This is a genomic window from Flavobacterium sp. 2 (genome assembly GCF_049949195.1).
In the GTDB taxonomy this organism is placed as follows: Bacteria; Bacteroidota; Bacteroidia; order Flavobacteriales; family Flavobacteriaceae; genus Flavobacterium.
The window spans coordinates 3,253,151-3,266,974 of record NZ_CP188206.1; the positions used below are offsets into that span (position 1 = coordinate 3,253,151).

Annotated in this window: 16 protein-coding genes; 7 read left to right on the forward strand and 9 right to left on the reverse strand. The window is 33.2% G+C overall.

The features are described from left to right. Positions 1-65: 65 nt before the first annotated feature. The 6 genes from ACNFIH_RS13875 (at position 66) to ACNFIH_RS13900 (ending at position 5,595) form a co-directional block, all read left to right on the forward strand. Positions 66-419, forward strand: coding sequence for a PKD domain-containing protein (locus tag ACNFIH_RS13875; RefSeq protein WP_426483603.1), 354 nt, complete (start codon positions 66-68; stop codon positions 417-419). 116 nt (positions 420-535) lie between these two features. Beyond that, positions 536-1,228 carry an NUDIX hydrolase gene (locus ACNFIH_RS13880; RefSeq protein ID WP_426483604.1) on the forward strand — a complete coding sequence of 231 codons (693 nt, stop codon included), beginning with the start codon at positions 536-538 and terminating at the stop codon, positions 1,226-1,228. A 74-nt stretch (positions 1,229-1,302) separates the two neighbouring features. Continuing rightward, positions 1,303-2,136 (forward strand): ribose-phosphate diphosphokinase, encoded by an 834-nt coding sequence (gene prs / locus ACNFIH_RS13885; protein ID WP_426483605.1) that lies wholly within the window; start codon positions 1,303-1,305, stop codon positions 2,134-2,136. Next, positions 2,133-2,660: an NADAR family protein gene (locus ACNFIH_RS13890; RefSeq protein WP_426483606.1), complete on the forward strand. Its 528-nt coding sequence runs from the start codon at positions 2,133-2,135 to the stop codon at positions 2,658-2,660. The genes prs and ACNFIH_RS13890 overlap by 4 nt, the downstream gene beginning before the upstream one ends. Positions 2,661-2,667: 7 nt before the next feature. Then, the gene (locus ACNFIH_RS13895; RefSeq protein ID WP_426483607.1) at positions 2,668-4,119 is read left to right on the forward strand and encodes an O-acetyl-ADP-ribose deacetylase; all 1,452 of its coding nucleotides are present in this window, start codon (positions 2,668-2,670) and stop codon (positions 4,117-4,119) included. 6 nt (positions 4,120-4,125) lie between these two features. Next, entirely contained in the window at positions 4,126-5,595 is a 1,470-nt protein-coding gene (locus ACNFIH_RS13900) for a nicotinate phosphoribosyltransferase (protein ID WP_426483608.1), read from the forward strand. Positions 5,596-5,635: 40 nt separating this feature from the next. Here ACNFIH_RS13900 and ACNFIH_RS13905 read toward each other — a convergent pair whose 3' ends face one another. The 6 genes from ACNFIH_RS13905 to ACNFIH_RS13930 all read right to left on the reverse strand — a co-directional run bounded on the left by ACNFIH_RS13905 (position 5,636) and on the right by ACNFIH_RS13930 (position 9,288). Then, positions 5,636-6,346 (reverse strand): hypothetical protein, encoded by a 711-nt coding sequence (locus ACNFIH_RS13905; RefSeq protein WP_426483609.1) that lies wholly within the window; start codon positions 6,344-6,346, stop codon positions 5,636-5,638. After that, a complete protein-coding gene (gene nadD, locus ACNFIH_RS13910) occupies positions 6,347-6,928 on the reverse strand; it encodes a nicotinate (nicotinamide) nucleotide adenylyltransferase (RefSeq protein WP_035652994.1) in 582 nt (193 codons plus the stop codon). Positions 6,929-6,957: 29 nt separating this feature from the next. Continuing rightward, the gene (locus tag ACNFIH_RS13915) at positions 6,958-7,323 is read right to left on the reverse strand and encodes a four helix bundle protein (RefSeq protein WP_426483610.1); all 366 of its coding nucleotides are present in this window, start codon (positions 7,321-7,323) and stop codon (positions 6,958-6,960) included. A 32-nt stretch (positions 7,324-7,355) separates the two neighbouring features. Continuing rightward, positions 7,356-7,931 (reverse strand): guanylate kinase, encoded by a 576-nt coding sequence (gene gmk / locus ACNFIH_RS13920; RefSeq protein WP_142451483.1) that lies wholly within the window; start codon positions 7,929-7,931, stop codon positions 7,356-7,358. 55 nt (positions 7,932-7,986) lie between these two features. Beyond that, positions 7,987-8,847, reverse strand: coding sequence for a YicC/YloC family endoribonuclease (locus ACNFIH_RS13925; RefSeq protein ID WP_035652998.1), 861 nt, complete (start codon positions 8,845-8,847; stop codon positions 7,987-7,989). A 93-nt stretch (positions 8,848-8,940) separates the two neighbouring features. Beyond that, positions 8,941-9,288: an arsenate reductase family protein gene (locus tag ACNFIH_RS13930; RefSeq protein ID WP_343538169.1), complete on the reverse strand. Its 348-nt coding sequence runs from the start codon at positions 9,286-9,288 to the stop codon at positions 8,941-8,943. A 78-nt stretch (positions 9,289-9,366) separates the two neighbouring features. Here ACNFIH_RS13930 and ACNFIH_RS13935 point away from each other — a divergent pair, with 78 nt between their 5' ends. Beyond that, entirely contained in the window at positions 9,367-9,822 is a 456-nt protein-coding gene (locus ACNFIH_RS13935; RefSeq protein WP_426483611.1) for a DinB family protein, read from the forward strand. 34 nt (positions 9,823-9,856) lie between these two features. On the opposite strand, the gene ACNFIH_RS13940 is transcribed toward ACNFIH_RS13935, so the two are convergent. The 3 genes from ACNFIH_RS13940 to ACNFIH_RS13950 all read right to left on the reverse strand — a co-directional run bounded on the left by ACNFIH_RS13940 (position 9,857) and on the right by ACNFIH_RS13950 (position 13,802). Further along, positions 9,857-10,339: a septal ring lytic transglycosylase RlpA family protein gene (locus ACNFIH_RS13940; RefSeq protein WP_426483612.1), complete on the reverse strand. Its 483-nt coding sequence runs from the start codon at positions 10,337-10,339 to the stop codon at positions 9,857-9,859. An 82-nt stretch (positions 10,340-10,421) separates the two neighbouring features. Continuing rightward, complete coding sequence (locus ACNFIH_RS13945; protein WP_035653017.1) at positions 10,422-10,844, reverse strand: hypothetical protein; 423 nt, start codon at positions 10,842-10,844, stop codon at positions 10,422-10,424. Between the two features lie 105 nt (positions 10,845-10,949). After that, positions 10,950-13,802 carry a TonB-dependent receptor gene (locus ACNFIH_RS13950; protein WP_426483613.1) on the reverse strand — a complete coding sequence of 951 codons (2,853 nt, stop codon included), beginning with the start codon at positions 13,800-13,802 and terminating at the stop codon, positions 10,950-10,952. Positions 13,803-13,824: the final 22 nt, after the last annotated feature.

The following is a 13,824-nucleotide window of genomic DNA, read 5'->3' on the forward strand; positions in this document are numbered from 1 at the left end:
TTTTGTTTTGAATTTATTTTTTTAAGGGATAATTTTGAGAAACGAACCGCTAAAAGTTTCCAATTATGAAAAAGATTTTGACAATTTCAGTGTTTGCTTTAGTATTTTTTATTTCTAATTCCTGTAGTAAAGCAGAAGAATCTATCGTAGATTGTGCTTTTGAATCTGCTTATGTACAAATACATAATTCTACAGATGGCACTAATCCAAAATTAATGAATTATTCAATTGAATATACTGGATCTGGTACTTTACAAAGTGTAACATGGACATTTGGAGATGGGAAAACAGGAACTGGTGCCGTTGTTACTCATACTTATACTGCTCCTGGGACCTATGAAGCGGTAGCAACTGTTACGGTTAAAAAAGATGGTTCAGAATGTGGTACAACTAAGAAGCGAACTGTTACAGTGAATTAGCAGTTTATATAAGTTAATGAATAACGAATGAGAGTCAATTTTGTAGTTTATGTTTCGGCATTAAATTATAAAATTGACTCTCATTCGTTATATTTGTTCGAATATCATTTTTAAGTATGGAAAAATTGCAAAATATTAGAATTGCTGTTGATGCTATTGTCTTTGGTTACAAAAGCAGTGGTTTATATGTATTGTTAATCGAACAGCAATTTGGTTCTTCGGAGAAATATTGGGCTTTGCCTGGCGGTTTGGTTCAGGACAATGAATCTTTGAAAGATGCAGTTATTCGAGAATTGCATGAAGAAACCAATGTGCAATTGACTTTTATGGAACAATTATACACATTTGGAGATGATATTAATCGCGATTCCAGAAATCGCGTTATTTCGGTGGCATATTATGCTTTAGTGGATGCCTCAAATTTGGAAATTAAAGCCGATACTGACGCCGAAAGGGTACAATGGTTTAAAATTGATGAAATTCCGTCTTTGGCATTTGATCATAATTTAATTTTAAAAAAAGGAATCGAAAGGCTAAAAGCAAAACTGACTTATGAACCCATTGGATTCGATTTGCTTCCGGAAGAATTCTTGTTTTCGGATCTTGAAAATCTGTATTGTACTATTTTAGAAAAAGAAATTGACCGACGAAACTTCAGAAAAAAAATTCTTAGCTACGGAATTTTAGAGCAAACAGATAATTTTTCTCCAATAAAAAACGGAAGACCAGCAAAACTTTTTAGATTCAATAAGTTGAAATACAATGAGTTAATAGATAATGGCTTTCACTTCGAAATAAAGTTTGCGTAATTTTTACACAAAATAAGTTGTTTATTTAAAATTAAATTCTACATTTGCGTATAATTAACGCAAACTAAAAAACTATGATACTAAATCTTGACCCAAATTTCACTCCTTTTCAAAATCAGGAAGAAATCAAATTTCAAAGTTTTACATTTTCTGGAGGAGAACCTCACATTAAAATCAGTCTAGATTTTGATCCAAACAAAAAAGTTACCATTACACACAGATTAAACTCTTTCAATGATTTAGGTCTGTTGTGCATTACTGTGGATGCTTTACACAGAATGGATGTTAAAATTATCGATCTTTTTATCCCATATTTTCCGGCTGCAAGACAAGATCGTGTTATGATTCCAGGAGAACCATTATCTGTAAAAGTGTATGCTGACGTTATAAACGGATTACAATTGAATAAAGTTTTTGTTTTTGATGCACATTCAGAAGTTACTCCAGCTTTGGTTAATAATTGTACCGTAATTCCAAACCATACTTTTGTCAGAGAGATTTTAAAAGTAATTGGTGAAAACGTAAAATTGATTTCTCCAGATGGCGGCGCTCTAAAGAAAATTTACAAAGTTTCTGAATTTTTAGGCGGTGTTGAAGTGGTAGAATGCAGCAAAAGCCGTGATGTAAAAACCGGAAAATTATCTGGTTTTAAAGTCTACGAAGATGATCTCAACGGAATGGATTGTTTGATTGTAGATGACATTTGCGACGGTGGCGGAACTTTTGTTGGTCTTGCTGAAGAATTGAAAAAGAAAAATGCCGGAAAATTATACTTAGCTGTAAGTCACGGAATTTTCAATAAAGGTTTTGAAGTTTTAGATTGTTTTGATAAAATTTTCACCACAAATTCTTTTAAAGATTTTGAAGATGAACGAGTTGTTCAAATAAAATTAAATGAATTGATATGAAATACAATATAGATACTATAGTTCCAGAAAGTATGTTTTTATTTTTCTGGGGACATCAACCAAGTAAAGACGGTACGATTACGAAAACTTGTTTCAGCCAATGGTGGTTGAGCTCTTTTAAAGTCGATGGTGTGATTTACAAAACAGCTGAACACTGGATGATGGCCAAAAAAGCAGAATTGTTCCAAGATAAAGAAATCTTAGAAAAAATTCTTTTAGTTGATTCTCCCGCTGAAGCCAAAAAGTTGGGTCGTGAAGTCAGAAATTATGACGATAAACTTTGGTTAGAAAACCGATACGAGATTGTAAAGCAAGGAAACTATCATAAGTTCAATCAGAATGCAGATTTAAAAACTTTTTTACTGAATACAAATGACCGTGTTTTGGTAGAAGCAAGTCCCGTAGATCCTGTTTGGGGAATTGGAATGGCAAGTGATCATACAGATGCCTTAAATCCTGAAAAATGGAAAGGATTGAATCTTTTAGGTTTTGCTTTGATGGAAGTTAGGGAGGAATTGAAATAGTTTTGTTATGAAAATAGAACTTCTAAAAGCAGATATAACAGAGATTCATGTTGACGCTATTGTAAATGCGGCAAATACTTCTTTGCTTGGTGGCGGTGGAGTAGATGGAGCAATTCATAGAAAAGGGGGAACAGCAATTTTAGAGGAATGTATCCAGATTCGTAATAAGCAAGGCGGATGTAAAGTTGGAGATGCCGTAATTACAACTGCTGGTAATTTGCCTTCAAAATATGTAATTCATACCGTTGGTCCGGTTTGGAATGGTGGGAAAAGTCTTGAAACAGAATTGTTGGAAAACTGTTATTTGCGTGTTTTAGAATTGGCCGTCGAAAACAATATAAAAACAATTGCTTTTCCTAATATAAGTACTGGTATATATAAGTTTCCAAAAGATTTGGCTGCAGAAATTGCTCTTAATATTATCCATAATTTTGAACAGAAAAATCAATTCGAAAAAATCATTTTTGTCTGTTTTGATGATGAGAATTTCAAGATTTATAAGGATATAATAGGAAGTGATTTTGAGTATAACATAGAATCAGGTTTATTTGGTTTAGCGATTGGCGACGCTTTAGGAGTTCCAGTCGAATTTCAATCAAGAAAATATTTAAAAGAAAATCCTGTTTCTGATATGTTTGGGTTTGGTACGCATCATCAGCCGGAAGGAACATGGAGTGACGATAGTTCTCTTGTCTTTTGTTTAGCTGAAAGTTTATGTAAAGGTTTTGATTTAAATGATATCGCCAAAAAATTTGTCAGATGGTATAGTGAAGAATTATGGACACCACATGGTCAAGTTTTTGATATTGGAATAGCCACTAGACATGCAATTCTTAATATAGCAAAAGGACATCAACCTGATTTATGCGGCGGTTTTTCTGAAGGAGACAATGGAAATGGTTCTTTAATGCGTATTTTACCTTTGGCTTTTTATCTTAGAAATGAAAATGATATAGAAGTTGTTTATCAAAAAGTAAAAGCAGTTTCATCTATAACCCATGCTCATTTTCGTTCTGTATTTTCATGTTTCATCTATGTAGTGTATTGCTTAGAAATTTTAAAAGGGAATGATAAAATAGAAGCTTACACGAGGATACAAGATATTATATCTGAATTTTTAAAGGACAAGAAATTTAATCCTTTGGAAATTCAGTTATTCGATAGAATTTTAAAGAATGATATTTCACAATATCTTGAAGAAAATATTTATTCATCAGGATATGTGCTTCATAGTTTAGAAGCCAGTTTATGGTGTTTTTTAAATTTGAATACCTATGAAGGTACTGTTTTAAAAGCCGTTAATTTAGGAGAAGATACCGATACTACAGGAGCAATTGCAGGAGGCTTGGCCGGTATTTATTATGGAATTGAAAATATTCCACAAAAATGGATTGAAAAATTAGTGAGATCCAACGATATAAAAGATTTAGCAGAACGATTAGCAGAAAAATTAAAATAAAAATATATGAACCCATTATTACTAACCGACGGTTACAAAGTTGACCACAGAAGACAATATCCAGACGGAACAACAATTGTATATTCTAACTGGACACCGAGAAAATCTAGAATTGAAGGACTTGATGAAGTTGTGTTTTTCGGACTTCAGTATTTCATCAAAAAATATATTATTCATGATTTTGAAGAATATTTCTTTAAAAAATCAAAAGAAGAAGTAGTTAAAAAATACGCTCGTAGAATCAATAATTATTTAGGCGAAAACCAAGTTGGTACAAAACATATCGAGGATTTACACGATTTAGGATATATTCCAATGGTATTTAAAGCTTTGCCAGAAGGAGCAAGCGTTCCACTGAGAGTACCAATGTTTACGATATACAATACAATTCCGGAATTTTTTTGGTTGACCAATTATTTTGAAACATTACTTTCTGCAGTGGTTTGGTTGCCTTGTAACTCAGCTACATTGGCAAAAGAATACAGAAAAGTTTTGGATAGATACGCAGCAGAAACTTCATCTGTACCAGAATTTGTAGATTGGCAGGCACACGATTTCTCAATGAGAGGAATGGGTGGAATTGAAGCTTCAGTAACATCAGCTGCTGGACACTTATTAAGCTTTACAGGATCTGATACAATTCCGGCAATTGATTTCTTGGAAGAATATTACAATGCCAATTCAGATTTAGAGCTTGTAGCAGGTTCAGTTGCGGCAACAGAACATTCTGTAATGTGCATGGGAACAACTGAAGGCGAATATGAAACTTTCAAAAGGTTAATTACAGAAGTATATCCAAAAGGAATTGTTTCTATCGTTTCTGATACTTGGGATTTATGGAAAGTTTTAACGGATTATCTTCCGAGATTAAAAGAGGAAATCGTTTCAAGAGAAGGTAAAGTTGTGATTCGTCCTGATAGTGGTGATCCAGTAGATATTATCTGCGGAAATCCAAATGGAAAAACAGAACAAGAGAAAAAAGGAGTTATTGAATTACTTTGGGATGTTTTTGGAGGATCAGTAAATGATAAAGGTTTTAAAGAATTGGTTCCTCAAATCGGAGCTATTTACGGAGATAGTATTACTGTGGCCAGAGCAACTCAAATCTGCGAAAGATTAAAAGCCAAAGGGTTCGCTTCTACAAATGTTGTTTTAGGAATTGGATCTTTTACTTATCAATACAATACCAGAGATACTTTCGGTTTTGCAATGAAAGCGACTTACGGAGAAGTAAACGGTGAGGGAAGAGCCATTTTCAAAGATCCAATTACAGATGACGGAACGAAAAAATCGGCTAAAGGATTAATGAAAATTGATTTAATTGACGGGAAATATCATCTAACTGATAATGTTTCTTGGGAAGAAGAAAAACAGGGTGAATTGAAAGAGGTTTTCAGAGATGGAAAACTTTTGATTGATCAATCGCTGAGTGAAATTAGAATAAGAGTGAAAAGCGAAGCAAGTATCGAAGCTTAATTATAAAGCAAAAAGCCTGAATCTTTAAATTCAGGCTTTTTTACTTTAAGGACGAACAATATTTTGCTTTAAATTCTTCAGTTTCTTTTGAATTAAGTCCAATTAGGCGAATTCCTTCTGCGCATTCGATTCGTTTTTCTCGAATTAATTTCCCAACAAGTAGTTCGAAAAGTAAAAATGAACGATGTTCATCATTTATAAAATCAAGATATTCTCTTTTGTAAGGAAGTTTTTCAGTGGTTAAAATATGGATTAGAACCTCTTGTAATTCGTCAAGATGTCGTTCTGAATTTAACTGGAAATACTTTTCAATTTTAATTCCATCATAAGTAAATGAAATAAGATTTTCGACACCATTCCCATACATTGGCCCATATCTATAGTTTTTTGTTCTTTCTCCAGAAAATGAGTTTCCATAAATAACTAGATTTTCTAAATCTGAGTATCTGTATTCTATTTCATTTATTGTTAAAGAATTTTCTTCAAATGAAATTTTTCCTTCGAAATATCCATTAAGATTTTCAAATTCAGTGAATCTAATGAAAATCCCCGCAATATGAACAAGTAAAAGAACCACAGTAGGATAAAAAAAATATTCAGAAAATTTATACTTAAAGAAATGTTCAATTAATAACATTGCAAAACCATATACTGTAATTGTTCCAATTGATAAATAGGATAATTTTTCTGAACAAGTTAAATTAAAAAATTTAGGTTTTTCTGGAATAAAAATTGAAGCGGAGAAAAGCATTTATTTCTTATAAAAATTATTGTGATCAATATATTCCCAAACTTTCGGAGGAAGTAATGGCTGAATATTTTTCCCTTCTTTAATATTGTTTCTAATGAAAGTGGAAGAAATTTCTACAATAGGTGCATCGATTACATGAATTTTTGGATGCGATTTTAATTCCGTGTTTTCAGGTTCATTCGAAATTCTTGGATAGACATAAATATCATGATTTTCAAGAATCACTTCATAATTTCTCCATTTATGAAACGTTTTCAGATTGTCTTCACCCATAATTAATGAAAACTCATGATTTGGATATTTTTCCTGTAAATGAGCGAGCGTGATTACGGTATAACTCGGCTGAGGCAATTTAAACTCAATATCTGATGGTTTTATCTTCGGATAATCTTCTGTTGCCAGAAAAACCATTTGCAAGCGTTGTTGATCGTCTAATAAAGTCGCTTTCTTCTTTAATGGATTATGCGGTGTAACAACCATCCAAATTTGATCTAAACCAGCATATTCTGCCATATGATTGGCAATAATCAAATGACCAACGTGTATAGGATTATATGTTCCGAAATAAAGACCTATTTTCATTATAGTAACTAGTAATTAGTGAAGAGTGATTAGTCTTTTAGCGTTTTTGAAAAAGCATTAATCATTTTTGATTCTTCTTCAATTTGATTTAGAATTTCTTTGTAAAGAGCTTGATTGGTTATAAAACCAAGGTCATTTGCAATTAGTAATTGCGTCTCAATTTCAAATAATGAACCTCTTGATATGTTTAGAAAATGACTAAAAGATTTATCTGTATTGCGGCCATAGCCCTCCGCTATGTTTGATGGAATTGAAACGGATGCTCTTTTTAACTGACTTGTTAAAGCGTATAATTCTTCTTGAGGGAATGATTTTACTAACTGATAAATTAGAGAAACAATTTTAATTCCTTTTTGCCAAACTAATAAATCTTTATATGATTTTATATTGCTCATTTTTAAGCTAATGACTAATTACTGTTTACTAATTACTTTTTAGAAACGAAGTCTTTCACTAATTGATAAGCTTCTTCTTTAGCAGTATCTAAATCGTAGTTTTTAATAATAGTATCAAATTGAGGCGCTGTTGCTAATTCTACAGAAGCTTTAGCAATTCGCATATTGATTTTGTCATCACTTTCTGTTGATCTTTGCTTTAAGCGACGTTTAAGCTCGTCAACACTTGGAGGTTTTACAAAAACAGCTAAAGTTTGTTCCGGAAATTTATGTTTGATACGAAGACCGCCGGCAACATCAATATCAAAAATCACATTTTTTCCTAAAGCCCAGATTCTTTCAATTTCGGCTTTCAAAGTTCCGTAGAAATTATCGCGGTAAACTTCTTCCCATTCCAGGAATTCTTCCGCTTTAATGTGTTTTTTGAATTGTTCTAGCGAAATAAAATAATAATCTTTTCCGTGTTCTTCTTCTCCGCGTGGGTCGCGTGAAGCCGCTGAGATTGAAAATTCTAAGTTTAAATCTTCTTTCCCTAGTAAATGTTTTACTATAGTTGTTTTTCCTGATCCTGAAGGTGCTGAAAAAACAATTAATTTTCCTTTGTTCATTGTGTATGCTTTAGGCTTTAAGCAATACGCTTTAAGCTTTAATTTTGTGTGGTATTTACAAGACGTTCAAAACTTGTTCTTTAATCTTCTCCAATTCATCTTTCATCATTACAACCAATTTTTGCATTTGTGCATGATTTGATTTTGAACCCATCGTATTGATTTCACGTCCCATTTCTTGAGTAATGAAACCAAGTTTACGGCCGTTTGCCTCAGTTCCGTTTAAAGTTTCCAGGAAATAATCCAAATGATTCGTTAAACGCACTTTTTCTTCAGTAATATCTAGTTTCTCTAAATAATAGATTAATTCCTGCTCAAAACGATTTTCATCGACATTTACTTGTAATTCTGAAATAGCAGTTTGTAGACGGTCTTTAATAGCTTGTACGCGTTCCGGATCAAGTGCTAAAGCGTCATCCATATATTGACGAATATTTCCAATTCGTAAGTTGAATTCTTTTTCAAGAGATGCTCCTTCGTCTTTTCTAAAACTTAAAATGTTCTGGAGTGCTTCGTCAATTGTAACCTGAATTTGATCCCAGTCATTTTCATCAATTTCCTCACGTTCTGTTTTTAATGTATCTGGCATACGAACAGCCATTTTCATTAATTCAGTAACGTCAGCATCAGGATAAACTTCTTGCAATTGCGCAATATAATTTTTTACAACAGGAACATTTACTTTAGTTGAAGTCTGTTCAGCTGTGCTTTCAATATAAATGCCGAAATCTATTTTACCTCTTTCAAGTTTCGTCGAAATCAAAGTTCTTAAACCTAATTCCATTTCGCGGTAAACCGATGGCATTCGCACATTTAAATCTAAACCTTTGCTGTTTAGAGATTTTACTTCAACCGTAATTTTTTTTGTAGGCAATTGCAAAGAAGCTTTGCCAAACCCTGTCATAGAATGTATCATATAATTGAGTATAAAGGCGCAAAGATAATTAAAAGTTTGCTGCTTTGTGTTCTAAATTGTTAATCAGTTTCGTACAGAAAGGTTTTTATTTTCTTACGATAATGCTTTGATAACTTCAGCAACATTTTTTTGGCTGTTGCCAATGTAAATTTTGCCGTCAATTATAAAAACCGGACGACTTAAAAAAGTATAATGTTCCAGAATATATTTTTTAAAATCAGCTTCCGTCAGATTTTTGTTTTTTAAATCCATTGATTTGTACAATTGCGCTTTCTTGCTAAATAAAGCTTCATAGCTTCCTGAAAGTTTGTACATTTCTTCAAGTTCCGTTTCTGTAATCGGATTTTGTCTGATGTCTTGAAAAACCAGATTGTTTTCGGGCAAGCTTTTGATGATTTTGCGGCAAGTATCGCAAGAAGCTAAGTAATATATTTTGTTCATTTTTTGTGAATTTTGTTAGAATGCAAAGAAAATCCATTTAAAGCTTAAAATTGATTAATTTTAGAAAAAAATATAATTATGAACTCAGTTTTTGAAGTACAAAAAACCATAAGAGAAAATCTTTTGAAGGTTTTAGACAATCATTCATTAGAGCAATTGAATAAAATTCCGGAAGGATTTAGCAATAATCTGATTTGGAACATTGCACATTGTGTGTCGTCACAGCAAGTTTTAGTGTACAAATTATCAGGTTTGCCAACATTGGTTTCTGAAGAATTTATTGCGAAGTACAAAAAAGGAACAAAACCTGAAGGCGACGTTTCGCAAGCCGAAGTTGATGAAATCAGGAATTTGCTTTCGGCTACTTTAACACAAACAGAAAAAGATTTTGAAGCAAATATTTTTGTTAGTTACAATGAATATTTAACAAGCATGGGATTTACATTACGCAATGTTGAAGATGCCTTGAATTTTAATAATTATCACGAAGGCATTCACACCGGAATTGTGTGGAGCATTAGAAAATTTGTTTAAACGAAAAAATCCTGCTTAATGCAGGATTTTTTATTTATTCTATAATCGTTTCAATTGTTACTTTCATAGCGCCGGCACCTTTACTTTTTGTAATCTCCATAAATGCTCTTTTTGAAAGATCTATTTCACGGGTTTTTACAAATGGACCACGATCAGTAATTTTTACAATTACAAACTTCCCATTGGCTTCGTTTGTTACTTTGACGCGGGTTCCAAAAGGAAGTTTTTTATGTGCTGCTGTATATTTGCTATTATTAAAACGGCTTCCATCAGCGGTTTTTTTACCATTAAAACGATCTGCATAGTAGGAGGCATGAGCGTTTTTTTTGTAGGTTTTCAATTTTAATCCTTTGTCCGTAAAAATGGAGTCTGTCGGTATTGGAATTAAATTTGGTTTTGTCAGGGTGTCTTGAGCTTTAGGCTCAATTACTGGCTTGGTTTGGCTTATAACGTAGGTAAAACAACTTATAAAAGCTGCCGTAAGCATTGTAAGTATGTAGTTTTTTTTGTTTTTCATGGGTTATTTTTTTCAGACTTGGGGAGTTTGTACAAATAATATGCCATTATAAAAAAAGTCCTACAAATTTAGGACTTTTTTATTAGAACCAAAGGTTCCAAGGAATTCTGCTTAAAATAAGCAATAAACCTAAACCATAAAAAATAGCAAACGTCTTAAATTTTGCTTCGCTATTGATTAGTTTTTTATGTTTAGACCATCCGATAGTAATCAGAATGATAGCTATAATATTAATAAGAGGGTGTTCAAGTGATGTAAGTCTAAGTTCAGCATTAGACATTTGCCCGAAAGCTGCTTTCCCTAAAGGAGATACAAAGTAAAGAATAAGACCAATCAATAATTGTGTGTGAGTTCCAATTAAGGCAAATAACGAAATTTTGCGGTCTTTGGCAGTAAATTCTTTTTTAGAATTGAGGCCAATTAGCGCATTCACGACAGCAACTAAAAGAAGCAATAATGCTAAGTAAGCCCAGCCCGAGTGAAGTTCTTTTAAAAAATGATCCATAAATTATGTTTTTTGTTTTAAACAAATATAGAAAAAAAGGCCATAAAAAAAACGGCATTAAACTAAAAGTCAATGCCGTTTTATTATTTATTAAGATTCTAAATTTTAGAAATCGTAACGTAATTGGAAGTTCCAAGTTCTTCCGAATCCAAAGAATACTTGGTTAGCTGTTGCTACACCATCGTAAAGTAATCCTTTTGAAGCGTAAGTTCCGTTTGCTCCAGGTTGTTGCGTACCAGAAACTGGAAGGTTGTCATCAGCAAAGATGTTTGTTCTAGACTCAGCGATGTAAGTTTTGTCAAAAACGTTGTTGATGTTTAATCTGAAGTTTACAGATTTATCTTTGTTTTGACCAACTAACATTTTGTATGAGAAACCAGCGTCTACTAAACCGTAAGCAGGTAATTGTAATGAACCTTTGTTTGTTGGAGAAGCAAAGTTAATTGGGCTAATTCCAGCATATAAATTGTCATTGTAGTTGTAGTTAGCATCTAAAAACACTCTTGTTAAAACTTCGTAAGAAGCTCCTAAAGATGCTGTCATTTGAGCTGCATCACCAACTTTTACTCCATCCATGTATATTTGAGTTGCAGAATATCCAGGAACTGGGCTGTTGTCAGCTGTATAGTAAGCATTTACAGTAGCGTTTCCTTTATATTCCCAGATTCCATAAGAGAACATACCAGTAATTCTTAATTTGTCTGTGATGTTTGAACTACCTTCGAATTCAAATCCTGAGTGAACCTCGTTAAGACCTACGTATTCTGTATAAGTAGTGTTAGCTGCAAGACCAGGAACTGTATTAGCTGGAAGAGCATTACCTCTTAAGTATCTGTCATCCCAGTTTGTGTTATAAAGGTTTACGTTTGCAGTAAAATATTTAGAACGGAATCCGTAACCTGCTTCAAATCCTAAGATTTTCTCGTTAGTTAAGTTAGGGTTAACTGTAGATCTGTTGTTAGGGTAAACTGAGTTAAAGAAAGGTTGTTTTGAGTAGTAACCTGCATTAACGAATACATTGTGTTTTTCGTTGATGTTGTAGTTAGCACCTCCTTTTACGTTTCCACCTAATACATTTTCGTAAGGAGTAGATCTTAATGGATCTCCAGTTTTATATACGAAATCATCTTCTCTTTTGTATCCTTGTTGAGAAACAGCTCCTTGTACAAAAGCACTTAAGTTATCTTTAGAGTACTCTAATTGAGTAAATAAACCGTACCATTTTACGTTACCAGTACTATTGAAAGAGATTTTCTCATAGTTTTTCTTGTCAAAAACGTTCCATTGAACAGTTGTTGGGTAAGTAGTTGTAAGGTGTCTTCCATTTGGTTTTAAATCAGCGATAAAATTATCGAAATATTCTCCACCACCTAATAAATCATTTACAACTGTATAGTGATATCCTCTGTAAGTTCTTCCGTCAAAACCGAAATCTAAAGTCAAAGTATTAGACAGTTTTTTGTTTAAGTTGATTACAGCACCATACCAGTCATGAGAGTTGATAGATGAAGTTTGAGAAATACCTGATGTATTTGTATTTGTCTGTGCGTTCCAATCAGCGTTTGATCCACTGAAGAATGAACTGTTTTGGTAAACTCCACCAATTTTTGTTCTTGTTTGAGGACCTGTAAGGCCTCCAATTGTAACAGTTTGTCCAGAGTTGTAATCGTAGATTTTATCATAATCGATTAAACCGTCAGCTCTTCTGAAAGCCAATACGTCATTGTATGCTTTTCCTTTAATACCTCCAGTTGCACTAGCTCCAGCACCACGTCCCCAAGAAGCGTACAATACAGTAGAAAGTTTTGTAGTCTCGTTGATTGCATAATCCCAGTTAAGAGATGCAATTGGCTTGTGGTAGTAGTTTTTTCTGATGTTGTATTGCTCACCATTCAAATATCCTGTATCAGCATTGTATCTTGTGTTTGGTTCATCAAGAGTACCATATTGTTGGTAAGTTGCAATAGTAGATGCCGTAGATCTTTGGTTGTGCCATTGTGGAGCACCAGTTACTGTTAACTGAATATCGTGTTTGTTGTTTTTAGTTGTATATCCTAAAGCAACAAAATAGTTTGATCCTTCAAATTGAGTACCTTGGATGTATCCGTCTCCCATTGTTTGAGATAATAATACAGAAGCCGAAAGTCCGTTGCTTAATTTTCCTGTACTGTATGAACCTTGAACTTTGAAATTTCTAGCATTTCCAAATCCAGAAGAGAAAGATCCTCCTTCTTTTTTGTCAGAAGTTCTAGTGATTACGTTGATTGTACCTCCTACAGAAGGTGTAGCAAGTTTAGAAGCTCCTAAACCTCTTTGAACTTGGATTACAGAAGCAACATCTGATAAACCAGCCCAGTTACTCCAGAAAACAGAACCATTTTCCATGTCGTTAACTGGCATACCGTTGATCATAACCGCAATGTTGTTTTGGTTGAAACCACGAATGTTAACTCTAGCGTCTCCAAAACCACCACCTGATTTAGTTGCATAAACTGAAGGAGTGTTTTTTAAGATCTCTGGAAATTCCTGAGTTCCAAGTTTTTGCTGAATTTCAGCTGCTTTAATTGTAGACACAGCAACCGGAGTTTTTCTGTCTTTAGCAACGTCAATTACTGTACTTTTTACTACAATCTCACTTAATTCGTTTGAGTTAGATGTTAAAGTAATCTCACCTAAGTTTGTAGTTGAGCCATTTGATACTGTAAATTTTACAGTTTTGTTGTCATAACCGATAAAAGAGACAACAATCTCTCCTGAACCTGTTGTTGAAGTAATGGTAAATTTACCATCAAAATCTGTTGAAGTAGCTGTAGATGATCCTTTGATCGCTACGTTTGCTCCTGGTAATGAACCGCCCGTTGCGTCGGTAATTGTACCAGTAACTTTTCCTTGAGAAAATACGGTTGAAACTATCATAAAAAATAGTCCAGTAAGTAACCAATTTTTCATTTTCTTCATTTGTTATTTAGTTTATTGTTTT